Source organism: Streptomyces sp. NBC_00091 (genome assembly GCF_026343185.1).
Taxonomy (GTDB): domain Bacteria; phylum Actinomycetota; class Actinomycetes; order Streptomycetales; family Streptomycetaceae; genus Streptomyces.
Genome location: NZ_JAPEMA010000001.1, coordinates 4,044,333 through 4,062,631 on the forward strand (window position 1 = coordinate 4,044,333; position 18,299 = coordinate 4,062,631).

The following is an 18,299-nucleotide window of genomic DNA, read 5'->3' on the forward strand; positions in this document are numbered from 1 at the left end:
GGGCGAGGGGCACGGGGGCCGGGAGATCGTGTAACAGCGGTGCGTACGGTGGGGGTGCGCGGGAAAGAGGGGACTTTGGGCCCGGGCCCGCACACCGTCAGTCGTAGTCGAGGGAGGGCCGCGTGGCATCGGTCGATCGGCCAGGATCCGGCGTACTGCCGTTCTTCGTGTACGGGACGCTGCGGCCCGGCGAGGTCAACCACGACCTGTTCCTGCGGGGCCGCACGGCCGCCGAGGAGCCCGCCCGGCTGCCGGACGCGGCGCTGTACGAGGGGCCCGGCTACCCCTACGCCGTCGACCGCCCGGGCCGCGCCATAGCCGGCGAGCTGATCACCGCGGCGCCGGGCGCGTACGGGGAACTGCTGGTCGCGCTGGACCTGCTGGAGGAGTACGCGGGCCCGGGGCGCCCGGGGAACGTCTACGACCGGGTAGCCCGCGAGGCCGTCCGCCCCGACGGCAGCCGGGTCCTGGCCTGGGTCTACCTGGCGGCCGCCCCCCTGGCCCACCGCCTCGCGGAGTCGGGCACCGAGATCCCCGGCGGCGACTGGCTGCGGCGCGCCTAGCCTCCGGGCCGGGCCGGGCCGGGCCTACAGGCCCTCGGCGCCCCGGTTGCGCAGGCGCTGGCCGTACTGCTGGAGGACCCACAGCTCCTGCTGGATCGCCGCGTGCTGCTCCGGCGGGGCCTGCGGGCCGAGCCGGGACAGGGCGCCCTGGATCTCGTGGACCCGGCGGTCCACCGCGCGCAGCCGGACCTGCACCAGCTGGACGCCCGCGTAGACCTCGTCCACCGTCTTGGCGTGGATGGCCTCCACCATCAGCTCCGTGACCAGCGCGCGGACGGTGTCGTTCGGGGCCGCCTCGCGCACCCGGACCAGGTAGTCCTCAGTGCCCTGCGCCGCGCCGCCCGCGTCCTGGATGGCCTGGCGGACCGCCGCGTAGGGCGGGGCGGTGAACTCGTCGGGCCCGTACGCGTCGAAGGCGGGGGAGACCAGGGCCGGCCGCTGGAGCGCCAGCTTGAGCAGCTCGCGCTCCGTGCGGTGCGCCGGGCTGCGCAGGTTCAGGGCGGGACCGCCCTGCGCGGCGGCGGGCGCGGGGGTGTCCTCGTACGTCCGGCCGCGCGGCGACTGCTGCGGCTGCTGGCCGCGCTCGCGGGCCCAGCGGGCCAGCTGTGCGACCCGCTTGACCACGAACTGCTCGTCGCGGATGCCCAGCATGCCCGCCAGCTGGACCGCCGACTCGTGCTGGATCGCGATGTTCTTGATGCCGGCGACCACCGGGGCGGCCTCGTCCAGCGCGGCCGCCCGCCCCGCCGGGTTCTCCAGGTTGTGCCGGGCCACGATGTGCCGCAGGGCGAACTCGAACAGCGGGGTACGGGACTCCACCAGCCCGGCGACGGCTCCGTCGCCCTGCGCGAGGCGCAGGTCGCAGGGGTCCATCCCGCCCGGGGTGATCGCGATCGAGGTCTCCGCCGCGAACTTCTGGTCGTCCTCGAAGGCCCGCAGCGCCGCCTTCTGCCCGGCCGCGTCACCGTCGAAGGTGAAGATCACCTCGGCGGTCGCGTTGTCCATCAGCAGCCGGCGCAGGATCTTGATGTGGTCCCCGCCGAAGGCCGTGCCACAGGTGGCGATGGCGGTGGTGACCCCGGCCATGTGACAGGCCATGACATCGGTGTAGCCCTCGACGACCACGGCCGTGGAGGTCTTCGCGATCTCCTTCTTCGCCAGGTCGATGCCGTACAGCACCTGGGACTTCTTGTAGATCGCCGTCTCGGGGGTGTTCAGGTACTTCGGCCCGTTGTCGTCGTCGCGCAGCTTGCGCGCGCCGAAGCCGACCACCTCGCCGCTGATGTCGCGGATCGGCCACATGAGCCGGCCGCGGAAGCGGTCGATGGGCTTGCCGCTGCGGCTGTCCTGGGCCAGTCCGGAGAGGATCAGCTCCTTGTCGCTGAAGCCCTTGCCGCGCAGGAACCGGGTCAGGTGGTCCCAGCCGGCCGGGCTGTAGCCCACGCCGAAGTGCTCGGCCGCCGCCTGGTCGAAGCCGCGCTCCGCCAGGAACCGGCGGCCGATCTCGGCCTCGGCGCCGCCGAGCTGCTCCGCGTAGAAGACGGCGGCGGCCTTGTGCGCCTCGACCAGCCGGATCCGCTCGCCGCGGCCGCTGGTGCCGGCGGTGTAGCCGCCCTCCTCGTACCGCAGGGTGATGCCGGCCTGGCCGGCCAGACGTTCGACCGCCTCCGAGAAGGAGAGGTGGTCGATCTTCATGATGAAGTCGAGGGTGTCCCCGCCCGCCTGGCAGCCGAAGCAGTGGTAGAAGCCCTTGCTGGGGCTGACCTGGAAGGACGGGGACTTCTCGTCGTGGAAGGGGCACAGGCCCTTGAGGTTGCCGCCGCCGGCGTTGCGCAGCTGGAGGTACTCCGAGACCACGGCGTCGATCGGGACCGCGTCCCGTACCGCCTTCACGTCGTCGTCGTTGATCCGTCCTGCCACCCGTGAAGTCTACGGCCGGGCGCGGGCAAACCCGTCAGGCCCCCTCCCGCGGAACGAGCGACTCCAGCGGAACCGACGGGTCCGCAAGCCGCTCGCGGTCCACCGGGTCCTTCGACCTGATCAGGGCCTGGATGTGCTCCGTGACGTCCCACACGTTCACGTTCATCCCGGCCAGCACCCGGCCGTCGGACAGCCAGAACGCGATGAACTCCCGCTTCGCCACGTCGCCGCGGATCAGCACCTGGTCGTAGCCGCCCGCCGGGGCGTACCCGGAGTACTCCAGGCCCACGTCGTACTGGTCGGAGAAGAAGTACGGCACCCGGTCGTACGAGACCTCCTGCCCCAGCATCGCCCGCGCGGCGGCCGGACCCCCGTTGAGGGCGTTCGCCCAGTGCTCCACCCGCAGCCGGGTGCCCAGCGCCGGGTGGTGGGCGGCGGCCACGTCCCCGGCGGCGAAGACGTCCGGGTCGGAGGTCCGCAGCGAGGCGTCCACGGCGATGCCCCCGCCGTGCGCCCGGTCGACCAGGGCCAGCCCGGAGGTCTCGGCGAGCGCGGTCCGCGGCGCCGCCCCGATCGCGGCGAGCACCGCGTGCGCCGGATGCTCCTCGCCGTCGTCCGTCCGCACGGCCAGCACCATGCCGTCCTGGCCGACGATCTCCGTGAGCTTCGCGCCGAAGTGGAAGCGGACCCCGTGCTCGGTGTGCAGGTCGGTGAAGAGCCGGCCGATCTCGGGGCCGAGCACCGCGTGCAGCGGGGTGGCCTCCGGCTCGACCACCGTGACCTCGGCGCCGTAGCCGCGGGCCGCCGCCGCGACCTCCAGGCCGATCCAGCCCGCGCCCGCGATCAGCAGGTGGCCGTTGTCCCGGCCCAGGGCGGCCAGGACGCCCCGCAGCCGCTCGGCGTGCGCGAGCCGGCGCAGGTGGTGCACCCCCGCCAGGCCCGTGCCGGGGAGGTCCAGCCGGCGCGGCTCGGCCCCGGTGGCCAGCAGCAGCTTGTCGTAGTGCAGCAGGGTGCCGTCGCCCAGGCGCACCGTCTTGGCCCCGCGGTCGAGGTGGACCGCCGGCTGGCCCAGGTGCAGCTCGACGTCGGCGTTTGCGTACCAGGACGGCTCGTGGACGAAGACGCTCTCGCGCTCGTCCTTGCCGACCAGGAACCCCTTGGACAGCGGTGGCCGCTCGTACGGATGGTCGCGCTCGTCCCCGATCAGGATCACCCGGCCCGTGAACCCTTCCGCCCTCAGCGTCTCGGCGGCCTTGGCCCCGGCCAGCCCTGCGCCGACGATGATGAACGTCTGGTGTGCGTCGACCACCTGATGCCTCCTCATAACCTCTCGGCCACTTGCGGCCACTTGCGAGCGTCCCGCACCGAGCCTGCCGCGTGAAGGGGGAGTGGCCCGATCGGCTCACCCTTCGGCGCGCCGCCCGCGTCTGGTGAGGCGGGCGTGCAGGGAACGGGCGGCCGCGTCGGTCAGGCAGGCGATCTGGTCGATGACCGCGCGTTTGCGCGCCTTGTCGTCCGGCGCCGCGTCGAAGATCGCCCGGAACTGGGGGTCCAGGCCCTCCGGCGCGCGGGCGCTGAGCGCCTCGGCGAGTTCGGCCAGGACGATGCGCTGGTCGGCCCTCAGCCGCTCCTGCTCGTCGCGCTGCATCACGTACAGGTCCGCGACCGCCTTGAGGACGGCGCACTCGTTGCGCGCCTCGCGCGGTACGACCAGCTCGGCCGCGTACCGGGTGAGGCGGCCGGAGCCGTACGCCTCGCGGGTGGCGCCCTCGGCGGCCAGGCAGAAACGGCCGATCAGCTGGCTGGTGGCGTCCTTCAGCCGGGCCTGGGCCACGGCCGAACCGTCATAGCCGTGCGGCCACCACTCCTCCTCCATCAGCCGGTCCAGCGCCTCGCGCAGCTCCTCCGGAGCGGTGTCGGAGGGCACGTACCGGCCGATCGCGACCCGCCAGATGGCGGTCCGCTCGGGCTCGGCGAAGAGGAGGTTGGGGTCGAGGTGCCCGGCGTGCAGACCGTCCTCGAAGTCGTGCACGGAGTACGCGACGTCGTCCGCCCAGTCCATGACCTGGGCCTCGAAGCACTTGCGGCCGGCGGGCGCGCCGCGCCGCAGCCACTCGAAGACCGGCAGGTCGTCCTCGTAGGCCCCGAACTTCACCGAGGCGGGGTCGGTGGGATGGCCGCCGCGCGCCCAGGGGTACTTGGTGGCGGCGTCCAGACAGGCGCGGGTGAGGTTGAGGCCGACGCTGGCCTGTTCGCCGTCCGGGCCCGTGACGAACCGTTTGGGCTCCAGCCGGGTCAGCAGGCGCAGCGACTGGGCGTTGCCCTCGAAGCCGCCGCAGTCCTTGGCGAACTCGTTGAGCGCCTCCTCGCCGTTGTGCCCGAAGGGCGGATGGCCCATGTCGTGGGAGAGACAGGCCGCTTCGACCAGGTCGGGGTCGCAGCCGAGGGCCGCGCCCAGCTCCCGGCCGACCTGAGCGCACTCCAGGGAGTGCGTCAGCCGGGTACGGGGGCTCGCGTCCCAGTCGTACGAGCGGGTGCCCGGGGTGACCACCTGGGTCTTCCCGGCGAGTCGGCGCAGCGCGGCCGAGTGCAGCACCCGGGCGCGGTCGCGCTGGAAGGCGGTGCGGCCCGGCCGTTTGTCGGGCTCGGCGGCCCAGCGCTCGGTGGCGGCCGGATCGTAGGACTCGTAGGCCGGGGCGTGCGGGGCGTCGTACGGGGTGCCTTCCATGCTCAGACGTTAACCGGAGTCACCGACAATCCGAGCAATCCAAACCAACACGGCCCTTATGCGGTGGCCAGTTCCCGCTCCTGCGCGCCGTGTTCGCCGTGGCGGGCCAGGGCCTCGTCGTAGCGCCGGAGCACCAGCCGGGCCAGCGCCGGGTGCGCGCCGAGCGGGGCGGCGGCCGGGCCGGTCGCGGCGGCGGCGCTCGCGGAGGCGAACCGGCCCGGGGCGGCGAAGTACGAGGCCACCGCGGGCCGGTGGTGCCCCCGGGCGGCCAGCGCCCGGATCGCGTCCGGCACGCTGGGCGCGGCCGCGGAGGCGTACGCCGGGACCACGGGCACCCCGCCGAGCCGCTCGGAGAGCAGCTCGGCGCCGCGCCGGGTGTCGGCGGCGGAGTCCGGGTCGAGGGACCCGGCGGCGGCCAGCACGACGGCCCTGCCCGGCGTCCAGCCGGCCTCCAGGAGCCGCTCGAACAGGGCCTCGACGAGCAGCGGATGCGGGCCGAGCGGGGCGGCGGTCCGGATCCGCAGGTGCCCGGCCCGGGCCGCGGCGGCTGGGAGGTCCCGCTTGACGTGGGTCCCGCGGCCGAGCAGCAGCGGTACGAGGACGGCCTCCCCGGTGGTGTCCCGCAGGGTGTCGGCGAGCAGGGGCCGGTTCAGTTCGATGTGCCCGAGCCGGACGTCGAGGCGCGGGCGGAGCTCGCGGACCCGTTCGAGCAGGGCGAGGACGGTGTGCGGGGCGCGCGGGTCGCGGCTGCCGTGGGCCACGGCGACGAGGGTGGGGTGCATGAGGGGACTCCGTGGTGCCGGGCGCGTGGCGGGCGCAGGCCGCTGAGCTGGGTGCCGAGCTGGTCGGTGATCCGGGTCAGCAGCTCGGCCGCGCTGCCGAAGGGGAGCGAGGAGGGGAGGCAGGAGGGGAGGGACTGGGTGGCGGGAGGGTGCACCGGCTCCGTCATGGACCGATCCTGCGCGGTGCAGGTTGCGTGGGCGTTGCGCGGGGGTGACGGGTGTTTTCCGCCTGCTCACTCGGTCATTCGTACGAGTGAAAGGTGGGGTGAGCGGAACTGGAGGGCCGGGCCGGTTCGTCAATCCGTGCGAAAGGCGTGTGGAACGAGGGGGGATCGGCCATGAGCAAGCCGGAGCGAGCGGGGGTGTCGGTGTACGCATCCGTGTCCGTGTGGGCGCGGTGGCTGCGTACGGTGCGGGTGCGGCGGCGGGCCGTGCAGACGGTGATGGCGCTCTGCGTGCTGGCGCTGCTGCCTTCGACGTGGACCCACGCCGTCGCCGCCGACCGGCTGCGGACCACGGCCGCGGCGCCCGACGCGGGGGTGGCGGTGGTGTTCGGGGCGGGGCTGTGGAAGGGCCGGCCGACCCCGTACCTGGCCTACCGGCTCGACGCGGCCGTGGAGCTGTACCGCACGGGCAAGGTGAAGGTGATCCTGGTGACCGGGGACAACAGCCGCAGCGAGTACGACGAGCCGGGTGCGATGCGGACGTACCTCAGGGGGCACGGCATACCGGACGACAGGATCGTCAGCGACTACGCCGGCTTCGACACCTGGGACTCCTGCGTGAGGGTCCGGGAGATCTTCGGAGTGCGCCGCGCGGTGCTCATCAGCCAGGGCTTCCACATCCACCGGGCGGTGGCCTTGTGCCAGGCGGCCGGCGTGGAGTCCTACGGGGTCGGCGTCGACGACGAGCACGATGCCACCTGGTACTACGGCGGCGTCCGCGAGGTCGCCGCGGCCGGCAAGGCATTCCTCGACGCGGCCTTCCAGCCGGAGCCGAGGTTCCTCGGGCCGAAGGAGGAGGGGGTGTCGCGGGTCCTGGCCGCTCTGGCAGACTGACGCCGCGATCGGCCTATACCGATTAGTCATATACCGATGTGTCTGCGTCAGGGGTGTGGAACCGTGGCTGTTGTGGATCTGAGCGGCAAGGTCGTCGTCATCACCGGCGGGGCCCGGGGCCTCGGCGCGGCGGCCGCGCAGGCCGTCGTCGACGGCGGCGGCAAGGTACTGATCACCGACCTGCTGGAGGCCGAGGGCGCCGAGACCGCCGCGAAGCTCGGCGACGCGGCCCGCTTCCTGCGGCACGACGTGACGAGCGAGGCCGACTGGCAGGCCGCGCTGGAGTACGCCGTCGCCGAGTTCGGCCGGATCGACGGGCTCGTCAACAACGCCGGCATAGCCACCGGCCAGTTCCTGGAGCACGAGAGCGTCGAGCACTTCCGCCAGGTCGTCGAGGTCAACCTGGTCGGCGTGTTCATCGGCATCAAGGCCGCGATCCCGCTGCTGCGGGCGAACGGCGGCGGCTCCATCGTCAACATCTCCTCCGCGGCCGGCCTCACCGGCCTCGCCCTCACCGCCGGCTACGGCGCCTCCAAGTGGGGCGTGCGCGGACTGTCGAAGATCGGCGCGGTCGAGCTCGCCGAGGCGAGGATCCGCGTCAACTCCGTCCACCCCGGCATGACGCTGACCCCGATGACCGCCCCGGTCGGCATCCAGGCCGGCGAGGGCAACTACCCCGGCGCCCCGCTGGGCCGGGTCGGCATACCGGAGGAGATCGCGGCCGCCGTCGCCTTCCTCCTCTCCGACGCCGCCGGATACATGACCGGCGCCGAACTCGCCGTCGACGGCGGCTGGACGGCCGGCCTGACCGTCCGCGCCCTGCGCGGCGCGTAGCCCGGCCTCACCGCGCGAGGCGTGCCAGATCGATGTCGATGCCGAAGGGCACGCTCGTCTTGAGGTGCTCCCGGTGGATGCCGGTGGGGACGTAGGTGCGGGTCGTGTCGTCGAGCTCGTACGCGTGGACCACCGGGAGGCCCTGTTCCTCCTCGATGCGCCAGAAGTGCCGGATCCCGGCCCGGGCGTACTTGAAGGGCTTCGTCTCCCGGTCCCGCTCCTGCGACTCGTCGGAGACCACCTCGACGACCAGCGCGACGTCCTCGGGCAGGAAGCAGGTCCGGTCCGGGTCGTAGGCGACGGTCGCGGCGATGACGTCGGGCTCGGGGCGGCTCTTCGGGCTGAGCCGCACGGTCATCTGTGCCTCGGCCGTGCTCCCCTCCGGCACCTGGTCCTCCAGCGCGGCCGTCAGACGGCGGATGACACGGTCGTGCCAAGACCGCTGGGGGGACACCATGAAGATCAGCGCCCCGTCGATCAGCTCGGTATGCCGGGGCAGGTTCGGGATGTGGTCGAGGTCGTCGGCCTCCCAGCCGCTGGGGCGCGGCGGGTAGAGCCACTCGGGAAGCGCGGCGGTCATGGTCTCCTCCACTCCTGGCCCACCCCCTAGCTACGCCCGGCGGCGGACGGGGCGTCATCGGGTGCGGCTCACCGCGCGGGGCCGGAGCCTGGGAGGTCGGCGTGCCTTACGTGTAACGCGAGGTGAAGCCCCCGCGTAACACCCCCGGCACACCCTGAGGGACATGCACTCCGCGACGGCCACCGCCACCCACTGCCCCTATTGCGCCCTGCAGTGCGGGATGAACCTGCGCCCCACCGCCGCCGGCGCGGGCGAGGACGCGGTGACGGTCGAGGAGCGGGCCGACTTCCCCGTCAACCGGGGCGCCCTGTGCGGCAAGGGCCGCACCGCCCCCGCCGTGCTCTCCTCCCGGGTGCGCCTGACCGAGCCGCTCGTCCGCACCCACGCCGGCGGCCCGCTCGTACCGGCCACCTGGGAGGAGGCCCTCGACGCCGTCGCCGCCGGCCTCACCCGCACGAGCCACGCGTACGGCCCCGACGCGGTCGGCGTCTTCGGCGGCGGCGGGCTGACCAACGAGAAGGCGTACGCCCTCGGCAAGTTCGCCCGCGTCGCCCTGCGGACCTCCCAGATCGACTACAACGGCCGCTTCTGCATGTCCTCGGCCGCCGCCGCGCACCAGCGGGCCTTCGGGCTCGACCGCGGCCTGCCCTTCCCGATGGAGGACATCCCGCGCACCGGCTGCGTGATCCTCGTCGGCTCCAACCTGGCCGAGACCATGCCGCCCGCCCTGCGCTACCTCACCGAGCTCAAGGCCAACGGCGGCACCCTGATCGTCGTCGACCCCCGCCGCACCCGCACCGCCGAGCAGGCCGACCTGCACCTCGCCCCGCGCCCCGGCACCGACCTCGCCCTCGCCCTCGGACTGCTGCACCTGGTCGTCGCCGAAGGCCGCACCGACGAGGAGTTCATCGCCGCCCGCACCACGGGCTGGGAGGACGCCCGCGCCGCCGCCATGGCCCACTGGCCCGAGCTGGTGGAGCGCGTCACCGGCATCCCCGTGCCGAAGCTCCGCGAGGCCGTGAGGATGTTCTGCGCCCCCACCTCCGCGATGGTGCTCACCGCCCGCGGCCCCGAACAGCAGTCCAAGGGCACCGACACCGTCGGCGCCTGGATCAACCTCTGCCTCGCCACCGGCCGGGCCGGCCGCCCCCACTCCGGCTACGGCTGCCTCACCGGCCAGGGCAACGGCCAGGGCGGCCGCGAGCACGGCCAGAAGGCCGACCAGCTCCCCGGCTACCGCAAGCTCACCGACCCGGCGGCCCGGGAACACGTGGCGCGGGTCTGGGGCGTCGACCCCCAGAGCCTGCCCGGCCCCGGCCGCAGCGCCTACGAACTCCTCGACGCCCTCGGCACCGACGTCAAGGCCCTCCTCCTCATGGGCTCCAACCCGGTGGTCTCCGCACCCCGCGCCGCCCACATCGAGGACCGCATCCGCTCCCTGGACTTCCTCGCCGTGGCCGACGTGGTCCTCTCCGAGACGGCCGCGCTCGCCGACGTGGTCCTGCCCGTCACCCAGTGGGCGGAGGAGACCGGCACCACCACCAACCTGGAGGGCCGCGTCCTGCTGCGCCGCCGGGCCCTCACCCCGCCGCCGGGGGTCCGCACCGACCTGGAGGTCCTGCACGGGCTCGCCGCCCGCCTCGGCGTGGAGAAGGGGTTCCCCACCGACGCCGAGGAGGTCTTCGGGGAACTGCGCCGCGCCTCCGAAGGCGGCCCCGCCGACTACTCCGGCATCTCCTACGCCCGCATCGAAGCCGAACAGGGCGTCTTCTGGCCCTGCCCCGAGGGCTCCCCGGGACAGCCCCGGCTCTTCCTGGACCGCTTCGCCACCGACGACGGCCGGGCCCGCTTCGTGGCCGTCTCCCACCGCGAGTCCGCCGAGGTCCCCGACGCCGAGTACCCCCTGCTGCTCACCACCGGCCGGGTCGTCGCCCAGTACCAGTCCGGGGCGCAGACCCGCCGCGTGCCCGAACTCAACGCCGCCGCCCCCGGCCCCTTCGTGGAACTCCACCCGCGCCTCGCGGCCCGCCTCGGTGTGACCGACGGCGCCCCGCTGGTGGTGACCTCCCGCCGGGGCCGCGCGGTCGCCCCGGCCCGCGTCACGGACACCGTCCGCGCGGACACCGTGTTCATGCCGTTCCACTGGCCCGGCGAGGGCCGCGCCAACACCCTCACCAACCCGGCCCTGGACCCCGTCTCGCGGATGCCGGAGTTCAAGGTCTGCGCGGTCCGCGTGGAGCCCGCGTAGCCCCGCGGCCGGATCGGACATGAGTCCGATCCGCATCGGGGTTCCCGCCGGGGGGTAACCATCCGTCACACCGCGGGCTCAGAAAGTGCTCGCACGCCCCTCGTGGCAGCGATGTGTCGTACCCCACACTGAGGTGCGGTGCCACCGTCCTCGGAGCCCTGGAGGTCGCCCCCGTGCAGACCCGGACCCTGACCGTGAACGTGAGCCGCCCCGCCGTAGCCGCCGTCGCCGACGCCGCCGATCCCGACCCGGACCCCGATCCCGGGGCCGGGGCCGTGGAAGGGGCCGCTGAGGAAGCCGCCGAAGGGGCCGTGGACGCCGAGCCCGAGGTCCTCGAACTCATCGAGAAGGTGCCCCCGCAGCGCCCGCGGCCAGCCCGCGACAGCGGGGCGGGAAGCGGGCCCTCCGCCGACCTCTTCCGCCAGTACCTGCGCGAGATAGGCAGGATCCCGCTCCTGACCGCCGTCGAGGAGGTCGAACTCGCCCGGCGGGTGGAAGCGGGACTCTTCGCCGAGGAGAAGCTCGCCGGCGCCACCGACCTCGACTCCCGGCTCGCCCTCGACCTCGACACGCTCGTCGTCATGGGCCGCATGGCCAAACGCAGGCTCATCGAGTCGAACCTGCGGCTCGTCGTCTCCGTCGCCAAACGCTACGTGGGCCGCGGCCTCACCATGCTCGACCTGGTCCAGGAGGGGAACCTCGGACTCATCCGGGCCGTCGAGAAGTTCGACTACGCCCGCGGCTACAAGTTCTCCACCTACGCCACCTGGTGGATCCGGCAGGCGATGTCCCGGGCCCTCGCCGACCAGGCCCGCACCATCCGCGTACCCGTCCACGTCGTCGAGCTGATCAACCGCGTCGTGCGCGTCCAGCGCCGCATGCTCCAGGAACGCGGCTACGAACCCACCGCCGAAGAGGTCGCCGTCCACCTGGAACTGACCCCCGAGCGGGTACTGGAGGTGCTCCGCCTGGCGCAGGAGCCCGTCTCCCTGCACGCCCCCGTCGGCGAGGAGGACGACGTCGCGCTCGGCGACCTCATCGAGGACGGCGACGCCGCCTCCCCCATGGAATCCGCCGCGTTCTTCCTGCTGCGCGAGCACCTCGAAGCCGTGCTCTCCACCCTCGGCGAACGCGAGCGCAAGGTGGTCCAGCTCCGGTACGGGCTGGCCGACGGCCGGCCCCGCACCCTCGAGGAGATCGGCCGGATCTTCGGCGTGACCCGCGAGCGGATCCGCCAGATCGAGTCCAAGACCCTCAACAAACTGCGCGACCACGCCTTCGCCGACCAGCTGCGCGGCTACCTGGACTGAAACGGGAAAGGGGCGCCCCCGAGGACGCCCCCACCCCCAGCCGCCGGGGTCAGTCGACCTCGACGACCGCCTGCGCGAACTGCGCCGCGTACAGCCGCGCGTACGCACCGCCCGAGGACAGCAGCTCCTCGTGCGTGCCCTGCTCCACGATCGATCCGCTCTCCATCACCAGGATCACGTCGGCGTCGCGGATCGTGGACAGCCGGTGCGCGATCACGAAGGACGTACGACCGTGCGCCAGGCGCGCCATCGCCTTCTGGATCAGCACCTCGGTACGGGTGTCCACCGAGCTGGTCGCCTCGTCGAGCACCAGGATCACCGGGTCCGACAGGAACGCCCGGGCGATGGTGATCAGCTGCTTCTCGCCCGCGCTGACGCCCGCGCCCTCGTCGTCCAGCACCGTGTCGTAGCCGTCGGGCAGGGTGCGGATGAAACGGTCCGCGTGCGCCGCCCGCGCGGCCTCCTCGATCTCGGCGCGCGTGACCTCGCGCGAGGCGCCGTACGCGATGTTCTCCGCGATGGTGCCGCCGAACAGCCAGGTGTCCTGGAGCACCATGCCGATCCCGCCGCGCAGCTCCTCGCGGGTCATCTTCGCGATGTCCACCCCGTCGAGGGCGATCTCCCCGCCCGTGACCTCGTAGAACCGCATCAGCAGATTGACCAGCGTGGTCTTGCCGGCGCCCGTCGGGCCGACGATGGCGACCGTCTGCCCCGGCTCCACCGTCAGCGAGAGGTTCTCGATGAGCGGCTTGTCGGGCTCGTAGCGGAAGGCCACCTTGTCGAGGGTGACCTGGCCGCGCAGCTCCTCCGGACGCTCCGCGACCTCGACGTCCGGCTCCTGCTCGGGCGCGTCCAGCAGCTCGTACACCCGCTCCGCCGAGGCGACGCCCGACTGTACGAGGTTCGCCATCGAGGCCACCTGCGACAGCGGCATCGAGAACTGGCGCGAGTACTGGATGAAGGCCTGCACGTCACCGATCGACAGGGTGCCCGAGGCCACCCGCAGACCGCCGACGACCGCGACCAGCACGTAGTTGATGTTCGATATGAAGAACATCACCGGCTGCATGATCCCGCTGACCAGCTGCGCCTTGAAGGAGGCTCGGTACAGCTCCTCGTTCTGCTCGGCGAAGACCGCCGCCGACTCCTTCTGCCGCCCGAAGACCTTCACCAGCGAGTGGCCGGAGTACATCTCCTCGACGTGGGCGTTGAGCGTGCCCGTGCTCTTCCACTGCGCCACGAACTGCGGCTGCGACCTCTTGCCGATCTTCGCGGCGACCACGACCGACACCGGTACGGTCACCAGCGCGACCAGCGCCAGCAGCGGCGAGATCCAGAACATCATCACCAGCACGCCGACGATCGTGAGCAGCGAGTTCATCAGCTGCCCCATCGTCTGCTGGAGCGTCTGGCCGATGTTGTCGATGTCGTTCGTCGCCCGGCTCAGCACCTCGCCGCGCTTCTGCTGGTCGAAGTACGACAGCGGCAGCCGCGACAGCTTCGCCTGCAGCTCCTCGCGCATCCGGTACACGGTGCCGTTCATCACGTGGTTCGACAGCCGGGTCGCGACCAGCATCAGCAGGCCCGCCAGCGTGAAGACCACCAGCGCCCAGAGCGCCATGACCCCGACGGCGCCGAAGTCGATGCCCTGCCCCGGGGTGAAGTCGGTGCCGGACAGCATGTCCGCCATCCCGCCCTGCCCCTTGTCCCGCAGCCCGTCCAGCGCCTGCTGCTTGGTGAGCCCGTCCGGCATCTGCCGGCCGACGATCCCCGCGAACACCAGGTCGGTGGCCTCGCCGAGGATCTTCGGCCCGACCACCGCGCAGCCGACGCTGCCGACCACGGCCGCGACCATGCCCCACAACTTGGCCCGGTCCTGCGCCAGCTGGGCCAGCAGGCGCTTGCCGGACCCCTTGAAGTCCATGGACCGCTGGCCCGGCCCCGTCATCATCCGTCCTCCGGGCCCGCTCATGCGGCCTCCGCCTCCGTCAGCTGGGAGAGCACGATCTCCCGGTAGGTCTCATTGCCGGCCATCAGCTCGTGGTGGCGTCCCTCACCCACCACCTGGCCCTCGTCGAGGACGATGATCCGGTCGGCGCCGCGGATCGTGGAGACCCGCTGGGCGACGATGACCACCGTCGCGTCCTCGGTCTCGCGGGCGAGCGCCGCGCGCAGCGCCGCGTCCGTCGCGTAGTCCAGGGCCGAGAAGGAGTCGTCGAAGAGGTAGATCTCCGGGCGCTGCACGAGCGTGCGGGCGATCGCCAGGCGCTGGCGCTGGCCGCCGGAGACGTTCGTACCGCCCTGGGTGATGGGCGCGTCCAGCCCGGCCTCCAGCTCGGACACGAAGTCCTTGGCCTGGGCCACCTCCAGGGCCTGCCACAGCTCCTCGTCGGTCGCGTCGGGGCGCCCGTAGCGGAGATTGGAAGCGATGGTTCCGGAGAACAGGTACGGCTTCTGCGGGACCATGCCGACCGTCTGGGCCAGCAGCTCCGGGTCGAGCCGGCGTACGTCCTCCCCGTCGACGAGGACCTCGCCGCCGGTCGCGTCGAACAGCCGGGGGACCAGCCCCAGCAGCGTGGACTTGCCGCTGCCGGTGGAGCCGATCACCGCGGTGGTCTCGCCGGGGCGGGCCACCAGGTCCACCCCGCGCAGCACCGGGACCTCGGCGCCGGGGTAGCGGAAGTCGGCGCCGCGCAGCTCCAGCTGCCCGCGCCGGGCGAGCGTACGCACCGGGTCGACGGGCGGGACCACGCTGGACTCGGTGTCCAGGACCTCCTGGATGCGCTCGGCACAGACCTCGGCGCGCGGCACCATCATGAACATGAAGGTGGCCATCATCACGGCCATGACGATCTGCATCAGGTAGGCGAGGAAGGCCGTCAGCTGGCCGATCTCCATGTCGCCGTTGTCCACGCGCATCGCGCCGAACCAGATGACGGCCACGCTGGAGATGTTCACGACCAGGATGACGACGGGGAACATCAGGGCGAGCAGTTTGCCCGAGGCCAGCGAGACACCGGTCAGCTCCGAGTTCGCCCTGCGGAAACGCTCCTCCTCGTAGCCGTCGCGGACGAAGGCGCGGATCACCCGGTTGCCGGTGATCTGCTCGCGCAGCACGCGGTTGACCACGTCCAGACGGTCCTGCATCTGACGGAACAGCGGGCGCGTCTTGAAGACGATCGCACCGACCGAGATGCCCAGCACGGGCACCACGGCGAGCAGCACGCCCGACAGCTTCACGTCGAGCGAGAGCGCCATGGCGATACCGCCGACGCACATGATCGGCGCCGAGACCATCAGGGTGAAGGTCATCAGCACCAGCATCTGGACCTGCTGGACGTCGTTCGTCGTACGGGTGATCAGCGAAGGGGCGCCGAACTGGCCCATCTCCCGTGCGGAGAAGCTCTGCACCCGGTCGAAGACGGCGGCCCGCACGTCCCGGCCGAGCGCGGCCGCGGTGCGGGCTCCGTAGTAGACGGCCCCGACGTTGCAGACGAGCTGGATGAGGGAGACACCGAGCATCAGCGCACCGAAGCGCAGGATGTAGCCGGTGTCCCCGTTGACGACACCGTTGTCAATGATGTCCGCGTTGAGCGTGGGCAGGTAGAGGCTCGCACTGGTCTGCAGGAGTTGCAGCAGGACCAGTGCGGCGATCGGTTTCTTGTACGGGCCCAGGTGGGTCCGCAGCAGTCGTATGAGCACGCGCAGGCTCCGGGTAGGCAAGATCGAGGGGGTTCACTCCATCTTGTGCCAACCGGCGGCCCGATCCCTACCGCTTTTCGCAAAGCCCGGTCAAAAGGAGTAGGCCGCTTCGTGCCGGCGACCCCTTGGTGCCAGGACCCGGCCCGTGGCCGCCAACCGGCCTAGAACCCGCCCGTGTGGCCGGGCTCCTGGAAGGCCCCCGGGTGCAGCTGCTCCCGCGTCGTCACGTACTGCTGGCGCACCGCCTGCCAGGCCGCGAACTCCTCGCCCGGCTCGAACACCTGGGCCGCCGGAGCCGGCCAGACCGGCGGGGTGTGCGGGGCCAGCGTGCCCTGGCGCACCCCGAGCGCCCAGGCCGCCTGACGGGCCGCGCCCAGCGCCGCGTAGTCCGCCGGAGCGGGCACGACCACCTGCGTCCCGAACAGCCCCGGAGCGGCGGCCTGTACGGCGGGCAGCTCGGCGGCGGCCCCGAGCAGGAACACCCGGCGGACCTGGGCGCCCCGGTGCCGCAGCACGTCGAGGGCGTCCACCAGCCCGCACAGCATGCCCTCGAAGGCGGCCCGCGCGAGGTGCTCCGGCTTCATCGAGTCCCGGCGCAGCCCGGACAGGGTGCCCGCGGTGTGCGGCAGGTTCGGGGTCCGCTCTCCCTCCAGATACGGCAGGAGTACGAGCCCGTGTGCACCCGGAGTCGACTTCAGCGCGAGCGCGCTCAGCCCCTCCAGGTCGGTGCCCAGCAGATCGGCGGTGCCCCGCAGGGCCCGTACGGCGTTCGAGGTGTTCACCACCGGCAGGTGCATGCCGCCCGCGTCGGCGAGGGAGGTGATCAGGCCGCCCGGGTCCGCCAGCGCCTCGTGGTGCACGGCCATCACCGACCCGGAGGCCCCCAGCGAGACCACCGCGTCCCCCGGACCCAGGCCCAGCCCGAGCACGGCCGCCGTGGTCTCCCCGGTCCCGGCGGAGATCAGCAGCCCCTCGGGGGTCATCCCGGCGGCGTCGGCGGGACCGAGCACCTCGGGCAGCAGCGCCTGGCGCCCGAGCGCCAGCTCGACCAGGTCGGGGCGGTACGCGCCGGTGGCCGCCGACCAGTACCCGGTGCCCGAGGCGCCGGCCCGGTCGGTGGTGCGGCGGGCGGGCCGGCCCAGCAGCTGCCAGACGAGCCAGTCGTGCGGGGACATCAGCACCGCCACCCGGCGCGCGGCCTCCGGCTCGGTACGGGCCAGCCAGGCGAGCTTCGCGATCGGCTGCGCGGAGTGCGGGACCGAGCCCACGGCCGCCATCCAGGCGGCCCGGCCGCCGAGCGCCTCGACCAGGTCGGCCGCGGCGGCCTGACCGCGCTTGTCGTTGCCGACCAGCGCGGGCCGCACCAGCGCGCCCTGCGAGTCCAGCGGCAGCACGCCGTGCTGCTGCGCGGAGACCCCGATCGCCTGGACGCCCTCCAGCAGCCCGCCCCCGGCGGCCTCGCCGAGGGAGAGCAGCCAGGCCTGTGGATCGGTCTCGTGGGGAACGGTGTCACCGGCGGGCTGCGGATGGGGCGCGTAGCCCTGGCGCAGCACCGCTCCCGTGTCCGTGTCACAGACGACGATGCGAGTGAAGGTGGAAGAGCTGTCCAGCCCGGCGACTATCCCCATGCGGAGAATTCTGCCGCACGCCGGGCCGGAACCAGCCGCCTCAGGTGTTGCTCGTGCCCCACTCGTCCTCGGAACCCTGTCCCCGCTCCCGCAGCGAGCGCACGTGCTTCGCCACGGAGTCCGGCACGGCGTCCCCGACCTTGTCGCCCACCGCGGCGAAGGCCTTGCCCGCGAACTGCCGCCCGGCCTGCCCCGCGCTCTCGGCGGCGTTGCGCACCGCCGGGTTCTGCGCGACCCGCCGCGCGGACTTCTTCATCTCCTCGAAGCGCTCGCGCCCCGCGGCCGTGCCCACCACGTATCCCAGGGCTAGTCCGGCGAGGAACGTGACCTTGTAGCGCATGCCTGCCACCCTTCGTTGTCTCGGTGCCCGGCCTGCTGCGATACCGATTGGCGGAGCACCCCCCTGCTTGCGCTAATCTATGACTCGCAACGGGCGCTCGCCCCCCGGCAAGGCCGGAGGTGGGCTGTTCGGTGCACCGCAGCAATCCCCTGTAGCTCAATTGGCAGAGCAGCCGGCTGTTAACCGGCAGGTTACTGGTTCGAGTCCAGTCGGGGGAGCGCAGTCCCCTGTAGCTCAATTGGCAGAGCAGCCGGCTGTTAACCGGCAGGTTACTGGTTCGAGTCCAGTCGGGGGAGCAGGAAGAGAAGAGGGCCCGGGAGGGTCCTCTTTCTTTTTGCCCTGATCCGGGAACCGGGCAGCCTTCGGCGCGGTCTCTCTGAGCAGGCGCAGCCGATCATGCGGGGCATCCGAGGCAGGAGATCGTATGAGCGGCTATGCTGCGGCAGACGGCGCGCACACATGTACGCGCCACGCCGTAAAGGGGCGGTAGCTCAGCCGGTTAGAGCAGCGGACTCATAATCCGTCGGCCGTGGGTTCGAGTCCCACCCGCCCCACATGTAAGCCGCAGGTGCAGAAACGATTGCACCTGCGGCTTTGGCGTTCAGG

Annotated in this window: 14 protein-coding genes and 3 tRNA genes; 8 read left to right on the forward strand and 9 right to left on the reverse strand. The window is 72.6% G+C overall.

The features are described from left to right. Window positions 1-122 precede the first annotated feature (122 nt). Window positions 123-563, forward strand: a complete 441-nt coding sequence (locus OOK34_RS18595; protein WP_267034980.1) for a gamma-glutamylcyclotransferase family protein — start codon at window positions 123-125, stop codon at window positions 561-563. A gap of 24 nt (window positions 564-587) precedes the next feature. Here OOK34_RS18595 and dnaG read toward each other — a convergent pair whose 3' ends face one another. The 4 genes from dnaG to OOK34_RS18615 all read right to left on the reverse strand — a co-directional run bounded on the left by dnaG (window position 588) and on the right by OOK34_RS18615 (window position 5,993). Further along, window positions 588-2,483, reverse strand: coding sequence for a DNA primase (gene dnaG, locus OOK34_RS18600; protein ID WP_267034981.1), 1,896 nt, complete (start codon window positions 2,481-2,483; stop codon window positions 588-590). A 34-nt stretch (window positions 2,484-2,517) separates the two neighbouring features. Next, window positions 2,518-3,792: an NAD(P)/FAD-dependent oxidoreductase gene (locus OOK34_RS18605; protein WP_267034982.1), complete on the reverse strand. Its 1,275-nt coding sequence runs from the start codon at window positions 3,790-3,792 to the stop codon at window positions 2,518-2,520. A gap of 93 nt (window positions 3,793-3,885) precedes the next feature. Further along, window positions 3,886-5,211 carry a deoxyguanosinetriphosphate triphosphohydrolase gene (locus OOK34_RS18610; protein WP_267034983.1) on the reverse strand — a complete coding sequence of 442 codons (1,326 nt, stop codon included), beginning with the start codon at window positions 5,209-5,211 and terminating at the stop codon, window positions 3,886-3,888. Between the two features lie 56 nt (window positions 5,212-5,267). Next, window positions 5,268-5,993: a sirohydrochlorin chelatase gene (locus OOK34_RS18615; protein ID WP_267034984.1), complete on the reverse strand. Its 726-nt coding sequence runs from the start codon at window positions 5,991-5,993 to the stop codon at window positions 5,268-5,270. Between the two features lie 443 nt (window positions 5,994-6,436). Between OOK34_RS18615 and OOK34_RS18620 the strand changes: the two genes are divergently transcribed. After that, window positions 6,437-7,051, forward strand: a complete 615-nt coding sequence (locus OOK34_RS18620) for a vancomycin high temperature exclusion protein (RefSeq protein ID WP_267036806.1) — start codon at window positions 6,437-6,439, stop codon at window positions 7,049-7,051. 36 nt (window positions 7,052-7,087) lie between these two features. Continuing rightward, window positions 7,088-7,885: a glucose 1-dehydrogenase gene (locus tag OOK34_RS18625; protein WP_267034985.1), complete on the forward strand. Its 798-nt coding sequence runs from the start codon at window positions 7,088-7,090 to the stop codon at window positions 7,883-7,885. Between the two features lie 7 nt (window positions 7,886-7,892). Here the strand turns inward: OOK34_RS18625 and OOK34_RS18630 are convergent, their stop codons facing one another. Next, window positions 7,893-8,465 carry a Uma2 family endonuclease gene (locus OOK34_RS18630; RefSeq protein WP_267034986.1) on the reverse strand — a complete coding sequence of 191 codons (573 nt, stop codon included), beginning with the start codon at window positions 8,463-8,465 and terminating at the stop codon, window positions 7,893-7,895. 163 nt (window positions 8,466-8,628) lie between these two features. On the opposite strand from OOK34_RS18630, the gene OOK34_RS18635 reads away from it, so the two are divergent. Both OOK34_RS18635 and OOK34_RS18640 read left to right on the forward strand, forming a co-directional pair. After that, a complete protein-coding gene (locus tag OOK34_RS18635; protein ID WP_267034987.1) occupies window positions 8,629-10,713 on the forward strand; it encodes a molybdopterin oxidoreductase family protein in 2,085 nt (694 codons plus the stop codon). Between the two features lie 173 nt (window positions 10,714-10,886). Further along, window positions 10,887-12,023, forward strand: coding sequence for an RNA polymerase sigma factor (locus tag OOK34_RS18640; RefSeq protein WP_267036807.1), 1,137 nt, complete (start codon window positions 10,887-10,889; stop codon window positions 12,021-12,023). Between the two features lie 49 nt (window positions 12,024-12,072). Here the strand turns inward: OOK34_RS18640 and OOK34_RS18645 are convergent, their stop codons facing one another. From OOK34_RS18645 to OOK34_RS18660, 4 genes are all read right to left on the reverse strand, one after another. Then, on the reverse strand, window positions 12,073-13,995 hold the full coding sequence (locus OOK34_RS18645) for an ABC transporter ATP-binding protein (protein ID WP_267034988.1): 1,923 nt from the start codon (window positions 13,993-13,995) through the stop codon (window positions 12,073-12,075). After that, complete coding sequence (locus OOK34_RS18650) at window positions 13,992-15,725, reverse strand: ABC transporter ATP-binding protein (protein ID WP_267034989.1); 1,734 nt, start codon at window positions 15,723-15,725, stop codon at window positions 13,992-13,994. Before OOK34_RS18650 ends, OOK34_RS18645 begins: the two co-directional genes overlap by 4 nt. 161 nt (window positions 15,726-15,886) lie before the next feature. Continuing rightward, window positions 15,887-17,353 (reverse strand): FGGY-family carbohydrate kinase, encoded by a 1,467-nt coding sequence (locus tag OOK34_RS18655; RefSeq protein WP_267034990.1) that lies wholly within the window; start codon window positions 17,351-17,353, stop codon window positions 15,887-15,889. Window positions 17,354-17,393: 40 nt separating this feature from the next. Further along, window positions 17,394-17,693 carry a YtxH domain-containing protein gene (locus OOK34_RS18660; RefSeq protein ID WP_267034991.1) on the reverse strand — a complete coding sequence of 100 codons (300 nt, stop codon included), beginning with the start codon at window positions 17,691-17,693 and terminating at the stop codon, window positions 17,394-17,396. Between the two features lie 145 nt (window positions 17,694-17,838). Between OOK34_RS18660 and OOK34_RS18665 the strand changes: the two genes are divergently transcribed. The 3 genes from OOK34_RS18665 (at window position 17,839) to OOK34_RS18675 (ending at window position 18,247) form a co-directional block, all read left to right on the forward strand. Beyond that, window positions 17,839-17,911, forward strand: a tRNA-Asn gene (locus tag OOK34_RS18665). A gap of 5 nt (window positions 17,912-17,916) precedes the next feature. Beyond that, window positions 17,917-17,989, forward strand: a tRNA-Asn gene (locus tag OOK34_RS18670). Window positions 17,990-18,173: 184 nt separating this feature from the next. Continuing rightward, window positions 18,174-18,247: transfer RNA gene (locus OOK34_RS18675), tRNA-Ile, on the forward strand. Window positions 18,248-18,299 lie beyond the last annotated feature (52 nt).

Coding starts and splice junctions, on each gene's coding strand:
- OOK34_RS18620 (WP_267036806.1), top strand. CDS start 6,437: ATGGCGCTCTGCGTGCTGGCGCTGCTGCCTTCGACGTGGACCCACGCC.
- OOK34_RS18630 (WP_267034986.1), bottom strand. CDS start 8,465: ATGACCGCCGCGCTTCCCGAGTGGCTCTACCCGCCGCGCCCCAGCGGC.
- OOK34_RS18615 (WP_267034984.1), bottom strand. CDS start 5,993: ATGCACCCCACCCTCGTCGCCGTGGCCCACGGCAGCCGCGACCCGCGC.
- OOK34_RS18660 (WP_267034991.1), bottom strand. CDS start 17,693: ATGCGCTACAAGGTCACGTTCCTCGCCGGACTAGCCCTGGGATACGTG.
- OOK34_RS18645 (WP_267034988.1), bottom strand. CDS start 13,995: ATGAGCGGGCCCGGAGGACGGATGATGACGGGGCCGGGCCAGCGGTCC.
- OOK34_RS18635 (WP_267034987.1), top strand. CDS start 8,629: ATGCACTCCGCGACGGCCACCGCCACCCACTGCCCCTATTGCGCCCTG.
- OOK34_RS18655 (WP_267034990.1), bottom strand. CDS start 17,353: ATGGGGATAGTCGCCGGGCTGGACAGCTCTTCCACCTTCACTCGCATC.
- OOK34_RS18610 (WP_267034983.1), bottom strand. CDS start 5,211: ATGGAAGGCACCCCGTACGACGCCCCGCACGCCCCGGCCTACGAGTCC.
- OOK34_RS18625 (WP_267034985.1), top strand. CDS start 7,088: ATGTGTCTGCGTCAGGGGTGTGGAACCGTGGCTGTTGTGGATCTGAGC.